The sequence below is a fragment of the Bacillus sp. FDAARGOS_1420 genome (assembly GCF_019344915.1).
Lineage (GTDB): Bacteria > Bacillota > Bacilli > Bacillales > Bacillaceae_G > Bacillus_A > Bacillus_A mycoides.
In genome coordinates this window covers 1583315-1607782 of sequence record NZ_JAHWJB010000001.1, presented here as the reverse complement: position 1 = coordinate 1607782, position 24468 = coordinate 1583315, and the positions used below count along the sequence as shown (strand labels likewise).

The 24468-nt window shown below is 38.1% G+C and carries 25 protein-coding genes and 1 rRNA gene; 12 read left to right on the top strand and 14 right to left on the bottom strand.

All coding sequences use genetic code 11. From position 1 onward, the window contains the following. Window positions 1–7 precede the first annotated feature (7 nt). Window positions 8–1559 (bottom strand): 16S ribosomal RNA (locus I6L50_RS08485). A gap of 553 nt (window positions 1560–2112) precedes the next feature. Here I6L50_RS08485 and I6L50_RS08480 point away from each other — a divergent pair. Next, entirely contained in the window at window positions 2113–2793 is a 681-nt protein-coding gene (locus I6L50_RS08480) for an MgtC/SapB family protein (RefSeq protein WP_002067957.1), read from the top strand. A gap of 374 nt (window positions 2794–3167) precedes the next feature. Continuing rightward, window positions 3168–4163 carry a potassium channel family protein gene (locus I6L50_RS08475; RefSeq protein WP_002191049.1) on the top strand — a complete coding sequence of 332 codons (996 nt, stop codon included), beginning with the start codon at window positions 3168–3170 and terminating at the stop codon, window positions 4161–4163. Here the strand turns inward: I6L50_RS08475 and I6L50_RS08470 are convergent. After that, window positions 4150–4563: a YugN-like family protein gene (locus I6L50_RS08470; protein WP_016093472.1), complete on the bottom strand. Its 414-nt coding sequence runs from the start codon at window positions 4561–4563 to the stop codon at window positions 4150–4152. The two genes, I6L50_RS08475 and I6L50_RS08470, sit on opposite strands and share 14 nt — an antisense overlap. Before the next feature lie 108 nt (window positions 4564–4671). After that, window positions 4672–6024 carry a glucose-6-phosphate isomerase gene (locus tag I6L50_RS08465; protein ID WP_002015845.1) on the bottom strand — a complete coding sequence of 451 codons (1353 nt, stop codon included), beginning with the start codon at window positions 6022–6024 and terminating at the stop codon, window positions 4672–4674. Window positions 6025–6307: 283 nt separating this feature from the next. Between I6L50_RS08465 and I6L50_RS08460 the strand changes: the two genes are divergently transcribed. Continuing rightward, complete coding sequence (locus I6L50_RS08460; RefSeq protein WP_002089278.1) at window positions 6308–6541, top strand: DUF378 domain-containing protein; 234 nt, start codon at window positions 6308–6310, stop codon at window positions 6539–6541. 112 nt (window positions 6542–6653) lie between these two features. Here the strand turns inward: I6L50_RS08460 and yugI are convergent, their stop codons facing one another. The 3 genes from yugI to I6L50_RS08445 all read right to left on the bottom strand — a co-directional run bounded on the left by yugI (window position 6654) and on the right by I6L50_RS08445 (window position 8935). Next, window positions 6654–6998 (bottom strand): S1 domain-containing post-transcriptional regulator GSP13, encoded by a 345-nt coding sequence (yugI, locus tag I6L50_RS08455; protein WP_002015848.1) that lies wholly within the window; start codon window positions 6996–6998, stop codon window positions 6654–6656. Between the two features lie 252 nt (window positions 6999–7250). Then, window positions 7251–8441: an aminotransferase gene (locus tag I6L50_RS08450; RefSeq protein WP_219301100.1), complete on the bottom strand. Its 1191-nt coding sequence runs from the start codon at window positions 8439–8441 to the stop codon at window positions 7251–7253. Then, window positions 8438–8935 (bottom strand): Lrp/AsnC family transcriptional regulator, encoded by a 498-nt coding sequence (locus tag I6L50_RS08445; RefSeq protein WP_113938635.1) that lies wholly within the window; start codon window positions 8933–8935, stop codon window positions 8438–8440. The genes I6L50_RS08450 and I6L50_RS08445 overlap by 4 nt, the downstream gene beginning before the upstream one ends. A 265-nt stretch (window positions 8936–9200) precedes the next feature. On the opposite strand from I6L50_RS08445, the gene I6L50_RS08440 reads away from it, so the two are divergent. Together I6L50_RS08440 and I6L50_RS08435 are read left to right on the top strand one after the other, a co-directional pair. After that, window positions 9201–10193, top strand: a complete 993-nt coding sequence (locus I6L50_RS08440; RefSeq protein ID WP_219301099.1) for a 2-hydroxyacid dehydrogenase — start codon at window positions 9201–9203, stop codon at window positions 10191–10193. Between the two features lie 110 nt (window positions 10194–10303). Then, window positions 10304–11143, top strand: coding sequence for an alpha/beta fold hydrolase (locus I6L50_RS08435; RefSeq protein ID WP_002089283.1), 840 nt, complete (start codon window positions 10304–10306; stop codon window positions 11141–11143). Between the two features lie 65 nt (window positions 11144–11208). On the opposite strand, the gene I6L50_RS08430 is transcribed toward I6L50_RS08435, so the two are convergent. Next, complete coding sequence (locus I6L50_RS08430; RefSeq protein ID WP_002015854.1) at window positions 11209–11460, bottom strand: YugE family protein; 252 nt, start codon at window positions 11458–11460, stop codon at window positions 11209–11211. Between the two features lie 117 nt (window positions 11461–11577). On the opposite strand from I6L50_RS08430, the gene I6L50_RS08425 reads away from it, so the two are divergent. Next, window positions 11578–12729 (top strand): MalY/PatB family protein, encoded by a 1152-nt coding sequence (locus I6L50_RS08425; protein WP_113938632.1) that lies wholly within the window; start codon window positions 11578–11580, stop codon window positions 12727–12729. A 118-nt stretch (window positions 12730–12847) separates the two neighbouring features. On the opposite strand, the gene sodC is transcribed toward I6L50_RS08425, so the two are convergent. Both sodC and I6L50_RS08415 read right to left on the bottom strand, forming a co-directional pair. Then, window positions 12848–13387, bottom strand: a complete 540-nt coding sequence (gene sodC, locus I6L50_RS08420) for a superoxide dismutase [Cu-Zn] (RefSeq protein WP_002143588.1) — start codon at window positions 13385–13387, stop codon at window positions 12848–12850. A 68-nt stretch (window positions 13388–13455) separates the two neighbouring features. Then, window positions 13456–13632: a hypothetical protein gene (locus I6L50_RS08415; protein ID WP_000982764.1), complete on the bottom strand. Its 177-nt coding sequence runs from the start codon at window positions 13630–13632 to the stop codon at window positions 13456–13458. A 173-nt stretch (window positions 13633–13805) separates the two neighbouring features. On the opposite strand from I6L50_RS08415, the gene kapB reads away from it, so the two are divergent. Next, window positions 13806–14189 (top strand): kinase-associated lipoprotein KapB, encoded by a 384-nt coding sequence (kapB, locus tag I6L50_RS08410; RefSeq protein WP_219301098.1) that lies wholly within the window; start codon window positions 13806–13808, stop codon window positions 14187–14189. Window positions 14190–14229: 40 nt separating this feature from the next. On the opposite strand, the gene kapD is transcribed toward kapB, so the two are convergent. Then, the gene (gene kapD, locus I6L50_RS08405; protein ID WP_219301097.1) at window positions 14230–14853 is read right to left on the bottom strand and encodes a 3'-5' exonuclease KapD; all 624 of its coding nucleotides are present in this window, start codon (window positions 14851–14853) and stop codon (window positions 14230–14232) included. A gap of 290 nt (window positions 14854–15143) precedes the next feature. Here kapD and I6L50_RS08400 point away from each other — a divergent pair, with 290 nt between their 5' ends. Continuing rightward, window positions 15144–16469 (top strand): ArsB/NhaD family transporter, encoded by a 1326-nt coding sequence (locus I6L50_RS08400; protein WP_219301096.1) that lies wholly within the window; start codon window positions 15144–15146, stop codon window positions 16467–16469. Between the two features lie 103 nt (window positions 16470–16572). Here I6L50_RS08400 and I6L50_RS08395 read toward each other — a convergent pair whose 3' ends face one another. Then, entirely contained in the window at window positions 16573–17040 is a 468-nt protein-coding gene (locus I6L50_RS08395) for a hypothetical protein (protein WP_002015861.1), read from the bottom strand. Window positions 17041–17158: 118 nt separating this feature from the next. On the opposite strand from I6L50_RS08395, the gene I6L50_RS08390 reads away from it, so the two are divergent. Then, complete coding sequence (locus I6L50_RS08390) at window positions 17159–17872, top strand: DNA alkylation repair protein (protein ID WP_219301095.1); 714 nt, start codon at window positions 17159–17161, stop codon at window positions 17870–17872. A 345-nt stretch (window positions 17873–18217) separates the two neighbouring features. Beyond that, a complete protein-coding gene (locus tag I6L50_RS08385) occupies window positions 18218–19594 on the top strand; it encodes a glycine--tRNA ligase (RefSeq protein ID WP_219301094.1) in 1377 nt (458 codons plus the stop codon). A 192-nt stretch (window positions 19595–19786) separates the two neighbouring features. Here I6L50_RS08385 and I6L50_RS08380 read toward each other — a convergent pair whose 3' ends face one another. After that, window positions 19787–20170, bottom strand: coding sequence for a hotdog fold thioesterase (locus I6L50_RS08380; protein WP_219301093.1), 384 nt, complete (start codon window positions 20168–20170; stop codon window positions 19787–19789). 96 nt (window positions 20171–20266) lie between these two features. Between I6L50_RS08380 and I6L50_RS08375 the strand changes: the two genes are divergently transcribed. Both I6L50_RS08375 and I6L50_RS08370 read left to right on the top strand, forming a co-directional pair. After that, window positions 20267–21010, top strand: coding sequence for a DUF3298 and DUF4163 domain-containing protein (locus tag I6L50_RS08375; protein WP_002089296.1), 744 nt, complete (start codon window positions 20267–20269; stop codon window positions 21008–21010). A gap of 50 nt (window positions 21011–21060) precedes the next feature. Then, window positions 21061–21654 carry a biotin transporter BioY gene (locus tag I6L50_RS08370; RefSeq protein ID WP_002015867.1) on the top strand — a complete coding sequence of 198 codons (594 nt, stop codon included), beginning with the start codon at window positions 21061–21063 and terminating at the stop codon, window positions 21652–21654. Window positions 21655–21699: 45 nt separating this feature from the next. Here the strand turns inward: I6L50_RS08370 and galU are convergent, their stop codons facing one another. Next, window positions 21700–22587 carry a UTP--glucose-1-phosphate uridylyltransferase GalU gene (gene galU / locus I6L50_RS08365; protein WP_002015869.1) on the bottom strand — a complete coding sequence of 296 codons (888 nt, stop codon included), beginning with the start codon at window positions 22585–22587 and terminating at the stop codon, window positions 21700–21702. A gap of 152 nt (window positions 22588–22739) precedes the next feature. Next, complete coding sequence (locus tag I6L50_RS08360; protein WP_113938360.1) at window positions 22740–24464, bottom strand: phospho-sugar mutase; 1725 nt, start codon at window positions 24462–24464, stop codon at window positions 22740–22742. Window positions 24465–24468 lie beyond the last annotated feature (4 nt).

Below are 24468 nucleotides of genomic sequence, written 5' to 3'. Positions count from 1 at the left end.
TCCATAGAAAGGAGGTGATCCAGCCGCACCTTCCGATACGGCTACCTTGTTACGACTTCACCCCAATCATCTGTCCCACCTTAGGCGGCTGGCTCCATAAAGGTTACCCCACCGACTTCGGGTGTTACAAACTCTCGTGGTGTGACGGGCGGTGTGTACAAGGCCCGGGAACGTATTCACCGCGGCATGCTGATCCGCGATTACTAGCGATTCCAGCTTCATGTAGGCGAGTTGCAGCCTACAATCCGAACTGAGAACGGTTTTATGAGATTAGCTCCACCTCGCGGTCTTGCAGCTCTTTGTACCGTCCATTGTAGCACGTGTGTAGCCCAGGTCATAAGGGGCATGATGATTTGACGTCATCCCCACCTTCCTCCGGTTTGTCACCGGCAGTCACCTTAGAGTGCCCAACTTAATGATGGCAACTAAGATCAAGGGTTGCGCTCGTTGCGGGACTTAACCCAACATCTCACGACACGAGCTGACGACAACCATGCACCACCTGTCACTCTGCTCCCGAAGGAGAAGCTCTATCTCTAGAGTTTTCAGAGGATGTCAAGACCTGGTAAGGTTCTTCGCGTTGCTTCGAATTAAACCACATGCTCCACCGCTTGTGCGGGCCCCCGTCAATTCCTTTGAGTTTCAGCCTTGCGGCCGTACTCCCCAGGCGGAGTGCTTAATGCGTTAACTTCAGCACTAAAGGGCGGAAACCCTCTAACACTTAGCACTCATCGTTTACGGCGTGGACTACCAGGGTATCTAATCCTGTTTGCTCCCCACGCTTTCGCGCCTCAGTGTCAGTTACAGACCAGAAAGTCGCCTTCGCCACTGGTGTTCCTCCATATCTCTACGCATTTCACCGCTACACATGGAATTCCACTTTCCTCTTCTGCACTCAAGTCTCCCAGTTTCCAATGACCCTCCACGGTTGAGCCGTGGGCTTTCACATCAGACTTAAGAAACCACCTGCGCGCGCTTTACGCCCAATAATTCCGGATAACGCTTGCCACCTACGTATTACCGCGGCTGCTGGCACGTAGTTAGCCGTGGCTTTCTGGTTAGGTACCGTCAAGGTGCCAGCTTATTCAACTAGCACTTGTTCTTCCCTAACAACAGAGTTTTACGACCCGAAAGCCTTCATCACTCACGCGGCGTTGCTCCGTCAGACTTTCGTCCATTGCGGAAGATTCCCTACTGCTGCCTCCCGTAGGAGTCTGGGCCGTGTCTCAGTCCCAGTGTGGCCGATCACCCTCTCAGGTCGGCTACGCATCGTCGCCTTGGTGAGCCGTTACCTCACCAACTAGCTAATGCGACGCGGGTCCATCCATAAGTGACAGCCGAAGCCGCCTTTCAATTTCGAACTATGCAGTTCAAAATATTATCCGGTATTAGCCCCGGTTTCCCGGAGTTATCCCAGTCTTATGGGTAGGTTACCCACGTGTTACTCACCCGTCCGCCGCTAACTTCATAAGAGCAAGCTCTTAATCCATTCGCTCGACTTGCATGTATTAGGCACGCCGCCAGCGTTCATCCTGAGCCAGGATCAAACTCTCCAATAAAGTTAGTTTGTCTAGCATCTAAAAATAAAAATTGACGTTCACGTTGTTTGTTTCGTTCAGTTTTCAAAGAACTACTTAGTCGCTCATTTGCGACTTCCTTATGTTAACATCTTCATTTTTCGATGTCAACTAAGTTTTTCAATTTCTTTTTTGTCGTTTTCTGCGTTTCCGCATCAGCGACGGTTATTAATATATCATGTAGAAAAATGAAATGCAACACCTTTTGAAAACTTTTTTGAAACCAACTACATTTCTTTTTTAATATCATATACTTAAACGAAACATCTCTTTCATTTCTAAGTAATTCCTACATATATTCTATAGAAAGTCCCTCTGTCACAAAACGTTTCTTTCTATATAAAGTGAAACTTTAATCAGTGTGGGGGGTGTTCATCCCCCACTGATTATTAGCCTTCACCAATCGGGCATTTACGGGCAGTCGTCTCCCACCGAACTTTCTCGCATTCGGCGAATTTTGAGGCGGGGCTTACTGCCCGCAAATAGCGGGATAAACGTTTTATTCATATACTATATCATACAAGGAGGAATATACATGGACTACACCGACTTATTAATAAAACTAGGTCTCTCGGCTATTTTAGGATTCGCTATCGGTTTAGAGCGCGAATTAAAACGTAAACCACTCGGCTTAAAAACTTGTTTAGTTATTTCTATTATTAGTTGCCTCCTAACCATTGTTTCTATTAAAGCAGCTTACAACTTACCACATACCGATCATATGAATATGGATCCACTTCGACTTGCCGCTCAAATTGTATCCGGAATTGGTTTTTTAGGTGCCGGTGTAATTTTACGCAGAGGAAACGATAGTATTGCGGGATTAACGACCGCCGCTATGATTTGGGGTGCTTCTGGCATCGGCATTGCCGTTGGAGCTGGTTTCTATATCGAGGCTATTTTCGGAATGTGTTTCCTTATGATTAGTGTAGAACTTATACCATTAGCGATGAAATACGTCGGTCCTAGATCATTTCGCCAACGTGATATCGCAGTGAAACTCGTTGTACGAAATATGGACAATATCCCGACCGTAATTGAAGAAATAAAAGAAATGGATATAAAAGTTAAGAACATGAAGCTCAAAACATTGGAAAATGGTTCGCACTATTTACATTTGAAATTGTCTATCGATCAAAAAAGACATACCGCTGATGTTTATTATGCTCTTCAGCATCTTGAAAGTGTTCAACAAACCGAAGTGGAGAGTATGTAACATAAAGAAAAACGTTACTACCCAGCCATACCTTTCATTTAGAAGTTAGATAAGGAGTATTACTCCCGCGAGAATACGTACCTTATTATCTATAGAAAGTTATTTTCATTTTTCAGCATATAGATTACTGCCATGGAGATAAAATGGTCCTCTACCTTTCTTTGTTTTAAAACTTCGCGCATGGCAGGAAAAGACACTGACCGATCCTATACATAACCAGTCCCTCTCGGTCATTTTAAAAAATGCTTTTCTGGCGTTTTTTCATAGAGTGACTGAGTAGTTAAAGAAAAACTCTCTTTTTAATTAGAGAGTTTTTCTTTTTTCTATAATGGTAACAATGAATGTAGTCTTGAAAAGTAAGGAGGAATAGGAACTTGAAATCCCGTCCGAATTTAGTAGATACATTTCGCGATTCCATTATTTTTCGTTTAATTTGTTTTATTATTGTACTTACTGCCTTCTCCGGCTTTCTTATACATATATTAGAGCCATCTCACTTCACCACATGGTTCGACGGGGTTTGGTGGTCAATCGTTACCATTTTCACCGTTGGATACGGCGATTTCGCCCCCCATACAACGATAGGAAAACTTATTGGTATATGTATTATTTTATTAGGGACGGGATTTTGTTCTTATTATATGGTTCTATTCGCTACCGACATGATTAATAAACAATATATGAGAATTAAAGGTGAAGCAGCTGCTACCTCTAATGGTCATATGATTATCGTTGGCTGGAATGAGCGTGCAAAACATGTTGTAAAACAAATGCACATATTACAACCGAACCTTGATATCGTTTTAATTGATGAAACACTTTCTTTACTTCCAAAGCCATTTCATCATTTAGAATTTATAAAAGGTTGTCCGCATCACGATCAAACTTTATTAAAAGCTAACATTACAACAGCTCACACTATATTAATAACAGCGGATAAAGAGAAGAACGAAAGCTTAGCAGATACACAGTCCATTTTAAATATTTTAACTGCAAAAGGACTTAATCCAAACATTCACTGCATCGCTGAACTTCTTACTTCTGAACAAATCCAAAATGCAACGAGAGCTGGCGTATCAGAAATTATAGAAGGAAATAAATTAACGAGCTATGTATTTACCGCTTCTCTTTTATTCCCTTCCATTTCAGGTGTACTATTCTCACTTTACGATGAAATCTCTGATAACAAATTACAACTGATGGAGATTCCCCCGTCCTGCACCGGACAATCCTTTGCAAATTGTAGCTATACTCTTTTAAAGCAAAACATTCTCTTACTAGGTGTAAAGCGCGACGAACAATATATGATCAATCCAGTTCATTCTTTCATTCTCATCGAAAGCGACATACTCATCGTTATTCACCATTAAAAAAATGATTTTCTAGTTCTTGTACCAATACTTTACCAATATTGATATATTTTCTTTTCACATCTCCATCTGGATCTTGTGGCTCCGCAAATTGATCCAATCCACTCGTTCCAGCTGTTAAAGCATTAACATTATCATCTAGTTCGTCTTGATATACGTGCGAAAGAATATACGGTGTTTCAAGACGGACTATTACACCAGGCACATCTAGTTCCCCATCCACCGCTGTAAATGGTACGCGTAAAAATTGATACCCTTCTTCTTCGTCGATTTTATAATCAAAGCATCCTTTATCATAATCCCAATTGCCGCCAATACTATATCCAAGTGGTTTCATAACCTCTTCTAACTTATATAACGCATATGTACATCCTTCTAATTTTGATTGAATCGGAATCAAGCCCATCCCTCCTAGACTTTTCCTTTAGCATACCCATTCTAGTTTGAATATACCGATGTACCTTTCAATAAAATAATAAAAAGCGACCGGAGACCCGATCGCTTTTCATTATTTTAAACGCTCTTCTAATTCTGCTTTTAATTCTTCAAATCCTGGTTTACCAAGTAAAGCAAACATGTTTTTCTTGTATGCTTCTACTCCTGGTTGGTCAAATGGATTTACGCCTAATAGGTAGCCGCTCATCGCACATGCTTTTTCGAAGAAGTATACAAGGTAACCGAATGTGTACTCATTTAATTCAGGGATGTTTACGATTAAGTTTGGTACTCCGCCATCGCTATGTGCAAGTAATGTACCTTCGTATGCTTTTGTGTTTACGAAGTCTATCGTTTCACCAGCAAGGTAGTTTAATCCATCTAAATCGTTGTCGTCTAATTCGATTTTTAGTTCGTGTGTAGATTTACCTACTTTAAGAACTGTTTCGAATAGGTCACGACGACCTTCTTGAATGTATTGACCTAATGAGTGTAAGTCAGTTGAGAAGTTTGCTGAAGATGGGAAAATACCTTTTTGATCTTTTCCTTCACTTTCACCAAATAACTGTTTCCACCACTCAGAGAAGTAGTGAAGTGCTGGCTCATAGTTAACAAGCATTTCAATTGTTTTCCCTTTATTATATAGAGCATTACGAACTACTGCGTATTGGTAAGCTGGGTTTTCTTCAAGTTCTGATTTCGCGAAATCATTATGACCAGCAGCTGCACCTTTCATCATCTCTTCAATGTTTAGGCCACTTACAGCGATTGGCAATAAACCTACTGGTGTTAATACAGAGAAACGACCGCCAACATCATCTGGAATAACGAACGTTTCGTAGCCTTCATTATCAGATAATGTTTTTAAAGCACCGCGCGCTTTATCTGTAGTCGCATAAATACGTTTGCGTGCTTCTTCTTTTCCATACTTTTCTTCTAATAATTTACGGAAAATACGGAATGCGATTGCAGGCTCTGTTGTTGTACCTGATTTGGAAATAACGTTAATAGAAAAGTCTTTACCTTCTAGTACGTCCATTAAATCTTTCATGTAAGTGGAGCTAATGTTTTGTCCAACAAATAGCACTTGTGGAGTTTTACGTTGTTCTTTAGAAAGCGTGTTATAGAAAGAATGGTTTAACATTTCAATTGCTGCGCGTGCTCCTAGGTAAGAACCACCAATACCTACAACAAGTAAAATGTCAGAGTCATTTTTAATTTTTTCTGCGCATTTTTGAATGCGAGCGAATTCTTCTTTGTCATATTGAAGCGGAAGCTCTACCCACCCAAGGAAATCGTTCCCAGCTCCAGTTTTTTCGTGGATTGCATGATGTGTTACTTTTACTGCATCACGTAAATAAGTTAGTTCATTTTCACCGATGAAGGATAACGCTTTAGAATAGTCGAACGTTACATGTGTACTCATCTTTTTCCCTCCAATTATGTATATGTATTTCTGTATTCACTTTAGCGAAACTAAAGTTGTAAATCAAGCGATTCAACAATTGTAAACGTAACCATTATTTATTTTTTAGAAAAAGTTCATTTTTTGCATAAAAATTCGAATTTTTCGGTATAGATGTATATACATCGTTTTTCGTACATTTTTCATGTATAAAAACAACAAAACTATACCATTCTATAAAGGAGTTAAATTTTCTTATTAACTCCTTGCTTGCTCACGCTTCACATTAAGGGGGGGACTTTTCATGAGTACCTTGCAACGTATCGCATTAGTCTTCACTGTAATCGGCGCTGTTAACTGGGGACTGATCGGGTTCTTCCAGTTTGACTTAGTAGCGGCTATTTTCGGGGGACAGAAATCAGCTCTTGCACGTATTATTTACGGCATCGTTGGTATTTCTGGGCTTATCAATCTCGGCTTACTATTTAAACCATCCGAGAATCTTGGTACTCACCCAGAAACACATGAAATTCAATAGTCAGTATGTCTTTTTCGCCTCCGACATACGAATATGATTGCATGCAATCATATTTGCAAATATATATATCATAAGTCACAGTAAAAGAGGAACGCTCATATGCGTTCCTCTTTTACTTTATTACCTCCGACTCTTCAATCCATTCCGCTAGCTTTTCTCGCAGTGTATTAAATCCGTTCTCTGATGGATTCGGTATAAGAATTCGTCCTTGCTTTCTTTTCGCCGCTTTTAACGATAAACTCATTTTTCTGTGTTCTTCATCAATTGAAAGTACTTTTACTTCTACTGTATCTCCAACCTTTAAAAAGTCATGAATGTCTTTTACATACCCATTTGTGATTTCAGATATATGCACAAGTCCTTGTGTTTCTGCATCCAAAGCTACAAATGCACCGTAATCTTGAATTCCAGTTACTTTCCCTGTTACAACCACTCCCGTTGTATATTGTTCTGACATGTGAAACACTCCCATACGTTTACCATTTTCTCTACAATTGTAAATAGCAAAGCAGATGTATTTATTGTTAAATATCCGATTAGTGGTAAGTATCCTAAGTAAAACACCGAGGATGCTCCCACCTTATATTAGTAAATTATACCACTTTGATAGAACTCATTCAAAATTCACGAAAAAATTTCCTGTAATACGTATAATTCTCCAATATTAGGATAGAATACTAACACATGGCTTTCTAGTATTCCCCCCCTTTTATGGACAAAACGTATTGTGTTTTGTCCTTTTTTTATTCTCTATGAACCGTTCCATTCTCTTCATTGCTTCCATAAGTTGCTCAAGCGATGTTGCATATGAACAACGAATAAATCCTTCACCACTCCCGCCAAACACATTTCCAGGAACAACAGCCACTTTTTCTTCTAATAATAATTGTTCTGCAAATTCTGCTGAAGATAGTCCGGTTGAAGCTATAGAAGGGAAAACATAAAATGCCCCGCCTGGCACATGACATGTTAAGCCCATTTCATTGAAAGATGTCGTCATAAAGTTACGACGTTTTTTATAGCTATCTCTCATTCGAATTACTTCATCATTTCCTCCGCGTAATGCTTCAAGCGCTGCAAATTGAGACATCGTTGGTGCACACATCATTGAATACTGGTGGATTTTGAGCATTAATTCTGAAAATTGAACAGGGGCTGCAATCATCCCAAGACGCCATCCCGTCATGGCAAACCCTTTTGAAAACCCTGAAATTAAAATCGTATGGTCACGCATATTTTTAATACTCGCGAAACTTGTATATACTTCGTCGTATACGAGCTCTGCATAGATTTCATCAGATAATACGATTAAATTGTACTTCTCAACAATCACTGCTATTTCTTCAAGCTCGGGTTTGTTTAACATTGCACCTGTTGGATTATTTGGTGAACAAAGCAAAATTGCCTTTGTTTTCGCTGTAATAGCTGCTTCAATTTGTTCTGGTTGTACTTTAAACTCGTTTTCTAAAGTCGTTGCCACAGGAACCGGAACTCCTCCAGCTAATATCACAAGCGGTGCATAAGAAACGAAACTTGGTTCAATAATGAGTACTTCATCATCAGGATTTATAATGGTACGCATCGCTACATCTAACGCCTGACTCGCTCCAACTGTAACGATGATTTCATCGTTTGGATCATAAGATACTGCAAATTGTTTTTCTAGATACTTTGCTATTTCTTGACGGAGCTCCAATAATCCTGCATTTGCTGTATATGACGTATATCCTTGTTCTAAAGAACGAATACATGCTTGCCTTACATTCCAAGGTGTAACAAAGTCCGGCTCTCCTACTCCAAGAGAAATAACACCTTTCATATTTGCTGCTAAATCGAAAAACTTTCGAATACCAGATGGTTGTAAAGATTCTGCCGTTCTAGATAGTTCAAATTGCTTCATGGTGTCACCACAATGCGCTTATCATCATCGTTTTTTTCGTAAATAATTCCCTCATGTTTATACTTCTTCAAAATGAAATGCGTTGTTGTAGAAACGACAGATTCAATTGTTGCTAATTTCTCAGAAACAAACATCGCTACTTCTCCCATCGTCTTTCCTTCTAATGTAATAGAAAGATCGTATGTCCCTGACATTAAATACGCAGATTTTACTTCTGAATAACGATAAATTTGTTCAGCTACTGCATCAAAACCGACACCACGCTTCGGTGTAACTTTCACATCAATCATCGCCGTTAAACCAGTATGTTCTTTCACTTTTGTCCAATCGATATGTGTTACATAGTCCACGATAATCTTTTCACTTTCTAATTTCGTAACCATTTTTTTCGCTTCTTCTACTTCTATATTTAACAACTTCGCTAATGTATCTACAGATAAACGACTATTCTTTTCAAGACAAGCTAATAATTCCAATTCTTTCTCTGTCACCATATAAATCATCCTTCCTTTTCTGTTGTGTCTAAATTATACAAATACCCTTTCCAGTTTGAAAAGAAGATTTTTTTAGAGAATTATGTCAAAATAAAGTGAAACTTTAATCCATGGAAAGGTTCACCCCATGGATTATTAGTTGAACCAATCGGGCTTTTACGAGCAGTTGATCTCCCACCTCACTTCTTTGCCTCAACCGTCTTTTTAGGTGGGAGTCTTACTGCTCGTTAATGCGGGGTAAAGTGAACCTTTAATCAGCGGAAAAATGCGTGATAAAGCGAAAGGGGATGGAACCGTGAAACCAAAAGTATATATTGCCGAACCAGTTCCAACATTTGTAGAAAACTATTTATCAGAACACTGTGATTTCGAAAAATGGGATCAAGATGAGAAGGTACCTCGTGATGTTCTATTAGAGAAAATACAAGATAAAGATGGTTTATTAAATTTTGGATCTGCTATTAATGAAGAATTATTAGAAGCGGCTCCTAACTTAAAAGTAGTAAGCAACATTTCTGTCGGTTACGATAATTTTGATTTACAAGCGATGGAAAAGCGAAATGTCATCGGAACGAATACACCATACGTACTAGATGATACAGTAGCCGACCTTGTTTTCGCTCTTATGTTATCTGCCGGTCGCCGTGTTTGTGAACTCGACTCCTACGTGAAAAATGGTGAATGGAACGCTGAAATTGGAAAAGAACACTTCGGACTAGATGTACACCATAGTACAATCGGTATTATCGGAATGGGACGCATTGGTGAAGCTGTCGCAAAACGAGCGAAATTCGGATTTGATATGAATGTTCTTTATTATAACCGTCTCCGTAAAGAAGAAGCAGAGCAAAAATTCGATGCTACATATTGTGATTTACAGACGCTACTAAAACAATCTGACTTTATTGTCCTTCTTACTCCACTAACAGATGAAACATATCATCTTATTGGAGAAAAGGAATTTTCATTAATGAAAGAAACTGCAATCTTCATTAATGCTTCTCGCGGAAAAACAGTAGATGAAGAAGCGTTAATCCATGCATTAACAGAAAAGAAAATCTTTGCAGCGGGCATCGATACTTTTACACAAGAGCCGATTCAAAAAGATAATCCGCTCTTATCATTACAAAATGTTGTGACTTTACCGCACATTGGGTCTGCAACATTAAAAACTAGGCAGCAAATGGCAATGACAGCTGCTGAAAATTTAGTTGCAGGGTTACAAGGAGAAACACCGCCTAATATTGTTCGCAGATAATAATGAATAAACGAAAGGCAAGATGACATCGTCATCTTGCCTTTTTTTGTTAACATATTTTGTTTCTTGCCGGGAGATGATATGAACAAAAATCAATGGAGTGACAAAAAATGAACCATGAATGCAAATGCCCTTACTTCACTTTTTCCACTCGCGGGACTACTATTCATTACGAATTGTATGAACATAATACTAAAAAAGAACGACCTACTTTCGTACTCGTTCACGGCTTCCTCTCTTCCTCATTTAGCTATCGACGACTCATTCCTTTACTAACAAAGGAAGGTACAGTAATTGCCCTTGATTTACCACCATTCGGAAAAAGTGATAAATCTCATCTCTTTAAATATTCTTATCACAATTTAGCAGCTATTATTATCGATTTAATCGAACATTTATCTCTCGCGAATATTGTATTAGTTGGCCATTCTATGGGCGGACAAATTTCACTCTTTGTAAACCGTTTACGCCCTGAATTAATTTCAAAGACGATTTTACTATGTAGCTCTAGTTATTTAGCACGCGCAAACTTACCTTTACTGTACTCCTCTTATTTACCGTTCTTCCACTTATACGTGAAGAACTGGATTATTCGAAGGGGCATCGTCCATAACTTAATGAATGTCGTTCATGACCATTCATTAATTGACAATGAAATGATGGAAGGCTACGCTGCTCCTTTTTATGATGATCGTATATTCCCTGCTTTAACTCGAATGATAAGAGACCGTGAAGGTGACTTATCTTCAACTGAATTACAAAAAATCGAAACCCCAGTATTACTCATTTGGGGTGAAAAAGATCGAGTCGTCCCTGTACATGTAGGACACCGTCTCCATAAAGACCTACCTAATTCAACTTTCATTTCTTATGAAAATACAGGACACTTACTCCCTGAAGAAAAGCCCGATCATGTTTATGAAGAAATTATTACGTTTGCGACGCAATAAAGTGAAGCTTTAATCCATCCGCACAAATGAAAATAAACAAAAAGGCTGTCGTAAATTCCGACAGCCTATAATGAACAACTTCCGCCTTCTTTTAGTACGAGTAACTCTACTGCTAATTTTTCGCATTTTTCAAGTGCAGGTACTTCTTCAAAAGACATAAAGTATATATGTTGAATCTTCTTTGCGATGTATTTCGGATCATCAAACACACTTACGACGTTTACAACATCGCTCGCTTCTGTTTCATAAAACTCCGGTCCCATTTGAAACGGATCCCAATTTTTCACAACCTCAATCATTTTGTCATATGCACCCATCTGCTTCCCGCCTTTTCACTTTTTAATGCTTTTCTTTATCGTATCACATCAGCTATTCTATAAGAAGAGTGAGAATTTTCATAACTTAACAGTTTGACAGAAGAAAGGAGCTAACATATGCAACTATTTCATAAAACGGTAAATCGTCGCGGAACGCATAGTACAAAATGGGATACATATAAAAATGAAGAGCTCATCCACGCTTGGATTGCCGATATGGATTTTGAAGTACCAAAACCAATTCAAACTGCATTACAAAAACGCACAGAACATCCTATTTTCGGCTATACACTTCCTCCTGAAAATATTGGGAATATCATTTGTAATTGGACGAAAAGCCAATACAATTGGGAAATACAAAAAGAATGGATTGTATTTAGCGCAGGTATCGTCCCAGCTCTTAGTACGAGCATACAAGCTATAACGAAAGAAGGAGAAGCCGTACTCGTACAACCTCCTATTTATCCACCATTTTTTGAAATGGTCAAAACAAATAATAGACAATTATGTGAGAGTCCCTTGTTTAAACAAAATGGCATATATAAGATAGACTTCGAGCATCTAGAAACTCAATTTAAACAAGGTGTAAAACTAATGCTTCTTTGCAGCCCTCACAATCCTATCGGGCGCGTTTGGACGAAAGAGGAGCTAACAAAACTCGGTACGTTATGTACGCAATATAATGTAACCGTTGTCGCGGATGAAATTCATGCCGATATTATTTATAGAGGCCATACTCATACACCGTTTGCTTCTTTATCTGAAGAATTAGCAGCACGCACTATTACTTGTATGGCTCCGAGCAAAACATTTAATATCGCTGGATTACAAGCATCGATCATTATTATTCCGAATGAAAATCTCCGTAATGCCTTTATGTCTATCCAATATAGACAAGGATTCCACGGATTAAATACATTTGCTTATACAGCAATGCAAAGTGCCTATACAGAATGTAATGATTGGCTAAATGAAATTCGATTGTACGTTGAAGATAACGCTCAATTTGCTTGTAAGTATATTCAAAATCACATACCAGCTCTTTCTGTAATTAAACCAGAAGGCAGTTTTTTACTGTGGATTGATTGTTCCCACTTGGATCTTTCTCAAGATGAACGAACAGCATTGCTTGAAGAGAAAGGTAAAATCATCGTTGAGCCTGGTGAGAAATACGGAATGGGCGGGGAAGCCTATATCCGAATTAACATTGGCTGTCCTAGATCTGTTTTAGAAGAAATTTTAAACAGACTACACCATACATTCTCATAACAAAAAAGGGGGCTATCCCAAAATGATTTTGGGATAGCCTCCTTTTTTTCGATAAATCGATATAATTCCACTTACTATCATGCGGTTTTACAACAAAATCTACCATTCAAGGTAGCTTCTATTTTTTCTTCATATCCGACACTTTTTTTACGATAACACCGCAAGCAATTCGGCCACCAGATTTACCCGTTGGTTGCGTCATACCATCATCAGCGTTTTCTGTAATAATAATAGACGCTCCATCTTTTCTATGAATCGTCGTTTTTCCTTCTTCAAGCGTTATATGCGGAGCATCGATTTCTGCTTTAATCTTTCCCGAACCGTCTGCAACTACGTTCGGTAAATCACCATTTTCTGCGCCCTTCGGATTGAGGAGTCCGTGCTTTTTATTATCCGGATTAAAATGATTCCCAGATGATTCGAAACGTGGCGCTTTACATTCTCCGATTTCATGCACATGTATCCCGTGTGGTCCTGGTGTAAAGCCTTCCGCTTTAATCGTAATTTTCACTCCACTTGTTTGCTGAACTACTTTTGCAGTCCCAACTTCATCACCTGAAGCATTATGTAATTTCACATCAATTTCTTTCGGCTTCCCTTGGTCACAACCCGCCATTAGAAATAATAAACAACAACTGAAAAAAAGCCGTCTTTTCATTCAATTCCCTCCAAAATGCTTTCTGCCCTTAGATTGTCCGAGCATAGAGGGAAACATACAAAAATGAATTATCGTTTCTTTTCAGCTAAAAGCTTTTCTTCTACTTTCTGTAATCGCTCTGCTTCTCGTTTTGATACACGAATAAACATACGCCACGTAGCAACCGCACCGATGATAAATAGAACGCAAACAATACCTGGAATAATATACTCCGTTTTATCTTCAGGGAAATATAAAGGCATCATATGAAACACTCCTTATCGGGGAATTTATAGTAAGAATAAACATCAGAATTTTCTGTTTTATCATCTTAAATTATAATTGAAGCCTGTCATATTCTCAAGGGGGCGTTCCGAAAGCGAATGATTTCTTTGACTCCTTCGCGCACTTTCCTTACTATAAACTTGAGGTGAAAAATATGAGAGAAACATTTGAAATTGGTGAAATCGTTACTGGTATTTATAAAACTGGAAAATACATCGGCGAAATTACAAATAGCCGTCCTGGCAGTTACGTCGTAAAAGTACTAGCTGTTTTAAAACATCCGGTGCAAGGTGACTTACATAACGTAAAACAAGCTGACGTACCATTCTTCCATGAAAGACGTGCTTTAGCTTTTCGTGAACAGACGAACATTCCAGAGCAAATGGTGAAGAAATATGAAGGGGAAATTCCGGATTATACAGAGTCACTAAAATTAGCATTAGAAACTCAAATGAATTCATTTTCTGAAGATGATTCACCTTTTGCGGGGCGTAGTCTAGAAACACTTCAGCAATTGAAGCGAGATTACAAACTTTAAAAAACAAAACGACCAAATTACATATTTTGCAATTTGGTCGTTACTGTGTACTCACTTTCTTTAACACTTTCGAAAAATCAACAAGTTCCCCTAATGTCGGAGGTGCTGGTTTGACTAAATACTCTTTATCTTTTTCTACTAACTTAAAAATATTATATGTCGTCATCGCATCATCAAGCGCACAATGATGCTTTCCTGTTCCTGCTTTTCCATACGCCTCAATTGCCTTCCACAGCCCTGTTTGATTTCTCTCTCCAAAAAACTTCTTATACTCAAGCGATAAATCACGACACTGTCCAAAGAATGGAAATTCTACTCCCGCCATTTCACAGTTATGCTTTAAGACTTTCATATCCATATTTCCCCACGTTACAATTGTCGGTCTACCACTCTTTTCATATTCTGCAAGTTTCTCAACAAGTTCATGAAAAGAAATTCCTTTGTCCACTACTTCCTGTTTAATTCCTAAAAATTTTTTACATCGATCCGTTAAAGACGGAAATGTTTTCGGTCTAATATGCGATGAATACGTATCTTCCACCTTACAACCAACAACTGAAACGAGTCCGACCTCAATAATTTCTGGGAAAAAACCTTTTGGCTTTTTTCTATGCTGGGGCATCGTAAACTCAAAGTCTAAAAACAAAAATCGTTGTTCATCCATACGATCCCTTCCTTATCATATTTGTCATTCCTTTCTATTTGACACTCCTACACGAACAAGCTCGAATGCTGATTCGATTTTAAATATTCAGATTGGATGTATCTTATATATATGTCAGATGCCCACAAATATTTTTAAAAATAAGAAAAAATGACCTATGCAGAAAATATGACAAAATAAACCCTTTCATTTACATCCGCCATTTTTCTACTTTATAATGACGTTATGTGTGTTTCATCTAGTTAATTTTTTGACACACTAAGAAAAGTGAATGAAAGGAGATGAGAGTTTTGCACGAAACAACGCAAGAACTCGCAAACTGGCAGTATTATTTCGCTATCGCAGTCTTTTTAATTACATATGCCATTATTATTTCTGAAAAAATTAACCGTGCTGTCATCGCACTTCTTGGTGCAGCATTCATGGTAATTGCAGGGGTCGTTGACTTACACAATGCCTTTACGAAACATATTGAATGGGGAACAATTACATTACTCATCGGTATGATGATACTCGTAAACATTACAAGTAAGTCAGGTGTCTTCCAATACGTTGCCATTAAAGCCGCAAAAGGAGCACAAGGAAATCCAATTAAAATTTTAATTTCACTTTCCTTACTTACCGCGCTCGGCTCCGCATTTTTAGATAACGTTACAACAGTACTTCTTGTTGTTCCAGTTACTTTATCTATTACGCGCATCTTGCAAGTAAATCCTGTTCCATATTTACTTTCTGAAATTATTTTTTCAAATATCGGAGGAACAGCAACATTAATTGGTGATCCGCCAAATATTATGATTGGCTCTGCAAATAAGCATTTAGATTTCAATGCTTTCTTATTCAACTTAGCACCTATCGTAATCATCATTATTGCTGTTACAGCAACAATTCTTTACTTCATGTACCGTAAGCAATTAATTGCTGATCCTGTACAAATTAAAAAGTTAATGAGCTTAGATGAAAAACAATACATTAAAGACCCAGTATTAATGAAGAAATCTTTAACAGTACTTGGCCTTACTATTGTAGGCTTCATGACTCATTCCATTTTCCATATTGATGCAGCTATCATCGCCTTAACTGGCGCTACTGTACTTATGCTAATCGGTGTGAAAGAACATGAAATTGAAGAGGTATTCGCAAGTGTAGAGTGGGTAACAATCTTCTTCTTCGCGGGACTATTCGTACTCGTTGGAGGACTTATCGATATTGGGCTTATCAAAATGTTAGCTCAAAAAGTAATTGGAATAACAGGCGGAGATATTTCTCAGGCATCTATCCTTATTCTATGGGTATCTGGTATCGCCTCTGCAACAATCGATAACATTCCATTCGTTGCAACAATGATTCCACTTATTAACGATATGGCAGTTGGGCTAGGTTTATCACCTTCTGACGCACAAATCGACGTACTATGGTGGGCATTAGCATTAGGTGCTTGCTTAGGTGGAAACGGAACATTAATCGGGGCTTCTGCTAACGTAATCGTAGCTGGTATCGCAAGTCGTGAAGGACATAAATTCAGCTACATGGAATTCCTTAAAGTCGGCTTCCCAATTATGATCGTTTCATTAATCATTTCTCATATTTATATTTATGTACGCTATCTTATGTAGTAGAAAAAAGCGCCCTGCTCAGCAGGGCGCTTTCGTTCTTTTTTCATCATATCCGAATTATTATAGAACCAAATATATCGACCGCAGGGCAACTTTGATACGCCTACTCGTTATACCTCACCGGCTCATTCCGAATAATGAACAAATGAATCGGCAAGAAAACCGAAAATGTGATTGTATGAATGATCGTAAATAGTATGGAATTCGTTCCGTATCTATCCAAAATAGCATAGATAAGATAAATAGACAGTACAAGTGATACAGCTGTTGCTAATATATATAGAATTGGTACGAAATTAAAGATGAAGCATCCAACATATATGCCAAATACTTTCCACCCTGCTTCTTCTTTCAAGAAATCTGGTAATTTATCTTTCGCTAAATCACCCCATATCTTACTATTTATAAACGGAATAAAAGCAAGAACACCATCAGTTGCACCATCATTTTTCGCCATCGTATAAAGTGCAAAAGCCGTTAACAAATACGAAATAATTGCCCAAATTATTATAACAAGAATAAACGCAAAACTAAGAGCAAAGAAACCTGCTAGTACGCCTTGATCTTCCATCTTATCCTCTCCTCTCTCTTCTCAACATATTTCATTACAGTGCAAGTTATGTTTTAAAATTTAACCAAACTCTTTGTATAATAAGAAGAGAAAGATAATGAGAGAGGAGCACATACCTATGCATCCATTTGTAAAGGCATTACAAGAGCATTTTACAGCTCATCAAAATCCCGAAAAAGCAGAACCGATGGCACGTTATATGAAAAATCACTTCCCGTTTCTCGGTATTCAAACTCCTGAGAGAAGACAGTTATTGAAAGACATCATTCAAATACATACTCTCCCAGATAAAAAGGACTTCCAAATTATCGTGCGTGAACTTTGGGACCTACCAGAACGTGAATTTCAAGCTGCCGCACTCGATATTATGCAAAAATATAAAAAACACATAAATGAAACTCACATCCCATTTTTAGAAGAACTTATTGTCACAAAATCTTGGTGGGATTCTGTTGATAGCATCGTCCCTACATTTTTAGGTGCTATCTTTTTAAAACATCCAGAATTAATTTCTGTATATATTCCAAAATGGATTGCATCAGAAAACATATGGTTACAACGTGCCGCTATTTTATTCCAGCTAAAATACAAACAAAAAATGGATGAAGAACTCCTTTTCTGGATTATCGGACAACTACATTCCTCAAAAGAATTTTTCATTCAAAAAGCAATCGGCTGGGTCCTTCGCGAATATGCAAAAACGAAACCAGATGTAGTATGGGAATACGTTCAAAACAACGAACTCGCTCCATTAAGTAAACGCGAAGCAATTAAGCACATTAAGCAAAATTACGGAATAAATAACGAAAAAATAGGCGAGACTCTATCCTAGATGGGCACGTTCCTCTATTGAGATTTAAAAAAGAACGTGTTAAAATATGTTCATTATTATTAATATAAGTAGCGATGACGGACTTATAAGTACTTGCATAAAAAGCGATTCAGGGATAGTGAAAGCCTGAAGCTGCGAGGAAACGGCAGTCTCGAGCAATACGTGATAAAGTGGATGCACATTTTGTGTATCAACTAGGGTGGAACCGCGGGCAAACGCTCGTCCCTAGGCGATTAAGCCTTGGGATGAGCGTTTTTTTATGTTTTTTAAAGCATATATTGCTCGTTTCCAAAGTACCCATCACGTCATCGCAAATACGTTAACTTTCAAAAGGAGGATTTTATTATGTATTCAATGGAACAAGTTGTAAACTTAGCGAAACATCGCGGTTTCGTTTTCCCTGGTTCTGAAATTTACGGTGGTCTTGCAAACACATGGGATTACGGTCCACTTGGAATCGAATTAAAAAATAACGTCAAAAAAGCTTGGTGGAAAAAATTCATTCAAGAATCTCCACACAACGTTGGTTTAGATGCTGCTATTTTAATGAACCCAAAAACTTGGATCGCTTCTGGTCACGTTGGTAACTTTAATGATCCAATGATCGACTGTAAAAAATGTAAAGCTCGTCACCGTGCTGACAAATTAATTGAAGATGCATTAGACGTAAAAGGTATCGAAATGGTCGTTGACGGTCTTACTTTCGACCAAATGGCTGACTTAATGAAAGAACATGAAGTAAAATGCCCAGATTGCGGTAGCCAAGAATTCACGGAAATCCGTCAGTTCAACTTAATGTTCAAAACATTCCAGGGTGTTACAGAGTCTAGCACAAACGAAATCTTCCTTCGTCCTGAAACAGCACAAGGTATTTTCGTAAACTTTAAAAACGTACAACGCTCTATGCGTAAGAAACTTCCATTTGGTATCGGCCAAATCGGTAAAAGTTTCCGTAACGAAATCACACCTGGTAACTTCACATTCCGTACACGTGAATTCGAACAAATGGAACTTGAATTCTTCTGTAAGCCTGGTGAAGATTTAGAGTGGTTCGCATTCTGGCGTGAAACTTGTAAAAACTGGTTACTTTCACTTGGTATGACTGAAGAAAGCATGCGTCTTCGTGACCACGGTGAAGACGAATTATCTCACTATAGTAACGCGACAACTGATATTGAATTCAGATTCCCATTCGGTTGGGGCGAACTATGGGGCGTTGCATCTCGTACAGATTTCGATTTAAAACGTCATATGGAACACTCTAACGAAGACTTTAACTATATCGATCCACAAACGAATGAGCGTTACGTACCTTACTGCATCGAGCCATCTCTAGGTGCAGACCGTGTAACATTAGCATTCTTATGTGATGCATATGAAGAAGAGCAATTAGAAAACGATTCTCGTACAGTTCTTCGTTTCCACCCTGCTTTAGCACCATATAAAGCAGCTATCTTACCATTATCTAAAAAGCTATCTGAAGGTGCTACTGAAGTATTCGCAGAACTAGCTCAAGACTTCATGGTAGACTTTGATGAAACTGGTTCTATCGGTAAACGTTACCGTCGTCAAGACGAAATCGGTACTCCATTCTGTATCACATACGACTTCGACTCTGTTGAAGACAAAGCTGTTACAGTACGTGACCGTGACACAATGGAACAAGTTCGTATGCCAATTAGCGAACTAAAAGGTTTCTTAGAGAAGAAAATCCAGTTCTAATTATAAAGTGAAACTTTAATCAGTGGGGGTTTTGTTCATCCCCCACTGATTATTAGTTGAACCAATCGGGCATTTACGGGCAGCCCGACTCCCACCTAACTTCTTTGCTCTACCTGAATTTTGAGGTGGGAGTTTTACTGCCCACAAATAGCGGGATAAAAAAAGAGGCAGCTCATCAGAGCTGCCTCTTTTCTATTTTTCACGTTTTTCTTTAATTGCTACTGTACATCTTGATATGCATAGTAAATCATCATTTTCATCAATGATGCGAATATCCCAAACCATTGTCGATTGTCCTCTATGTATCGGTGTTCCAATTGCTGTTACAATTCCATCTTTCTTTGAGCGAATATGATTTGCATTAATTTCTAATCCGAAACAAATACATTTTTCTTGATCAATTAAATTGTATGAACCAACACTTGCCACAGTTTCTGCTAATGCAACAGATGCACCGCCATGTAAAAATCCAAACGGCTGATGCGTACGTTCATCAACAGACATTGTAGCAACTACTTTATCCTCTGTCATTTCTAACAACTCAATTCCAAGCGAATCCATTAAAGTTTTTGACATATCGTTTTCAACCTCTCTCCCTTTAGATCAAATGTATAATTTTACCTGTTTAATTTCAAACTACCTATAACACTTATATAAGGAGGTTTCACCTAAATGAAACAGAAATTTTGTATACTATTGCTTATGTTCTCCTTGCTGACTATTGTACCAAATTGTGCAATAGCAGCCAAAGCATCCAACCTGACAATCAACGTTAAGACTGTAACGCAAAAAGGTAAGAAACCTTATATAGAATATCAAATTAATAGGCCTTCCTTTCACAACTTTTCTGATTCGAAATTTCAAAATAAGCTGAATTCCTATTACAAAAACTCTACTACTAAATTTAAAAGTAAATTAGAAAAAGAAGCGAAGAAATATTATGAAGAAACAGAAGGATCTAGCACACCTTTTCATCCATACGTTGCAAATGTTGACTATAAAGTAGCTTTAAACAAACCACCTTTCCTAAGTCTATATGTGAATTACTATCAATATACAGGCGGAGCGCACGGACTGTATACGTGGAAGGCAAATACATTTGATTTAAACGAAAAAAAATTATTACACTTAGACGATTTATTTCAACAAGAGGATAAATATAAAGAAATAATTCGCACAGAGATTGTAAGACAAATTAAACAAAATGAAAGCATTTATTTTCCTGATGCAGTCGAAAAAGTAACGAGCACTAAAAAGTTTCACTACTTTTTAGAACCCGATAATCTTGTGATTTATTTCCCTTTATATGAAATTGCTCCTTATTCAAGCGGAATTCCGCAGTTTCGTATTCCATACACATTGCTTAGAGACTATTTAAAGCCTTCTTATCAAAATATTTTGATTGACAACAAGTAAATATTTTCGCTACGATAATGTTAACCTAAACACAACTGGAGGTTAACATTATGAAGAAGCTTCATGTTTTAGATTTAGCATTAGCTGCCATGTTCGTCGCTCTTATGGCTATTGGTGCAAATATTGTATCGTGGGCACCATTCTTACAAATAGCGGGCATTCCATTATCTATGCAACCATTTTTCGCAATTTTAGCAGGTCTTCTTCTTGGGAGTAGACTTGGGGCATTATCAATGACTGTTTACATGCTTGTTGGAGTAGCAGGTGCGCCAATCTTCGCTAACTTCAAAGCTGGATTTGGAGCACTTTTAGATCCTACTGGTGGTTTTATTATCGCATTTATTATCGTTGCTTACGTATCAGGAAAACTAGTAGAACAAAAAGAACGACCAACATTCAGCACCTTTGCAATTTCTTCTTTCGTCGGAATCATTTTAACGTATATTATCGGTACTACTTATATGTACGGGGCAGTCAATATTTTCATGGGTGGTAATATGAGTTATAAAGCTGCCTGGATGATTATGATGTGGTTCGCAGTAAAGGATATTGCGTTTACAATTATCGGCGCTATCATCGCACCTCGCATATACTATGCTGTACGTCGTTCCGCTTATCAGCATTCTCATTCGACGATTTCATAATAAACAAGGAGCTGTTCCTATAGGAACAGCTCCTTGTTTATTATATTAAGACTCTTGCTTCATTTGCTCGTCTAAAACCTTCTTCATCATTACTAGCATATCATCACGTAATTCTGGGTGCTGCAATGCCATTTCAATTGTCGTTTGAACGAATCCTAATTTTTCACCAACGTCATAACGCTTTCCTTCAAAATCATATGCAAATACACGTTGAATTTCATTTAAGCTTTGAATGGCATCCGTTAACTGAATTTCGCCACCCGCTCCAACTTGTTGCTGTTCCAAGAACATAAAGATTTCAGGAGTTAAAATGTAACGTCCCATAATCGCTAAGTTTGAAGGCGCAGTACCTTGCGCTGGTTTTTCAACGAATTTACGAACTTGATAACGACGTCCCTCTTGCTCTAACGGATCAATAATTCCGTAGCGATGTGTTTCTGCTTCAGGAACAGTTTGTACACCAATAACAGAAGAAAGTGTTTTGTCATACTCGTCCATTAATTGACGTAAACATGGTTTTTCAGCTTGAACGATATCATCGCCTAATAATACTGCAAACGGCTCATCACCAATGAATTTACGTGCGCACCAAACAGCATGTCCTAATCCTTTTGGTTCTTTTTGTCGAATGTAATGGATATCTACCATTTTAGAAGAAGCTTGTACTTTTTCAAGTAACTCATACTTTTTCTTCTCTAATAAGTTTTGCTCTAATTCAAATGCGTTATCAAAATGATCTTCGATAGAGCGCTTTCCTTTACCAGTAACGATAATAATATCTTCGATGCCTGATTTTACTGCTTCTTCTACGATGTATTGAATTGTTGGTTTATCTACAATTGGAAGCATTTCTTTTGGCATTGCTTTCGTTGCTGGTAAAAAGCGTGTTCCTAATCCCGCTGCCGGGATAATTGCTTTTCTCACTTTTTTCATGACAAATACCCTCGCTTTTCATTCTAATTCTCTTAGTAAAGTGCAAATTTATAACACTCGCTCGTAATAATCCTCTACATCAAACAAAACTACAAGAAAAGAGGAGGCCGTTCTCCGTTCTCCTCTTTTCCTATCAGTAGCATTCTATTCTATTATAAACGATTCATAATATCTTCTTTAATAGTAAGTAACTTTTGTTCACTATTTTGTAAAGAATCATCTTGTACACCAAAGTAGAATTTAATTTTCGGCTCTGTTCCAGATGGACGTAAGCAGAACCAAGAACCATCTTCTAATTGATATTTTAACACATTTGATTTCGGTAAGTGAATCTCTTCCTTATTTCCATCTTGTAACGTTGTAATGATGCTTTCTTTATAATCCTCAACTGCAACGACTGTTAAACCCGCTACTTCTTTCGGAGGATTCTCACGGAATGTTGCCATCATCTTTTGAATCTGTTCGGCACCATCTTTTCCTTTTAACGTTAACGATACAAGGTCCTCACGGAAGAACCCATACTTCTTAAATACTTCTAGCAGACCATCGTATAACGTTTTACCTTGTGATTTGTAGTATGCAGCTACTTCACATGCAAATAGGACGGATTGCACCGCATCTTTATCACGGCAGAATGAACGGATTAAATAACCGTAGCTTTCCTCATAACCGAATTGGAATTCATATTGTCCGCTTTCTTCATACTGTTTAATTTTTTCGCCGATAAATTTAAATCCAGTTAACGTATCAACTGTATCTAAACCGTATGCTTTTGCGATTGTACGGCCAATTTCAGACGTTACGATTGTTTTTAAAACAACACCGTTTTCTGGAAGCGTTCCGTTTTCCTTCTTTTGTGATAATAAGTAATCAAGCATTAACGCACCTGTTTGGTTACCAGTTAATACTTGGAACTCACCATCGTGATTGCGAACTGCTACACCTAGACGGTCTGCATCAGGATCTGTTGCGATTAACACGTCTGCGCCTACTTTTTCACCGTCGCGAATTGCATACTCAAACGCTGCATGCTCTTCTGGGTTTGGTGATTTTACTGTAGAGAAGTTTGGATCTGGTAACTCTTGCTCTTTTACAACAGTTACATCTGTAAATCCAACTTCTTCTAAACCACGGCGTACCGAAATATTTGATGTTCCATGCAATGGTGTAAAGACGATTTTTAAATCTTTTCCTACTTCTTTCACCATCTCTTTATTAATAATGACATTGTTCAATTCTGCTGCATAAGCATCATCTACTTCTTGTCCAATTATATGTAATAAACCGTCAGCTTTTAATTGCTCAACATCAGCAACTTCAACTGTTAATTCATTTTCTACTGCATTTACGTAGCTAATTAACTCATCAGCTTCTTTTGGAGGCAATTGTCCACCATCGTCACCATATACTTTATAACCATTATATTCAGGCGGATTATGGCTTGCCGTAAGAACGATTCCACTTGCTGTATGTAAATGACGAACTGCGAAAGAAAGCACTGGTGTTGGACGTAAGCTTTCAAATACATATGTTGTAATACCGTGTGCACCAAGAGTAGCAGCTACTTCCATTGCGAATTCAGGTGATTTATGACGAGAATCATACGCGACAACAACACCGCGTTTTTTCGCTTCTTCACCTAAGTTTTCAATAAACATAGCTAATCCTTTTGTTGCTTTACGAACTGTATATACATTTAAACGGTTCGTACCAGCACCAAGTTCACCACGCATACCACCTGTGCCGAACTCTAGATTTTTATAAAAGCTATCCTCGATTTTCTTCTCATCTTGCTTCATGTTTTCTAGCTGTTCTTTTAATTCTGCGTCTAATTCTGCATATGAAAGCCAGCGACTAAATTCTTGTTTCCAATTCATACTT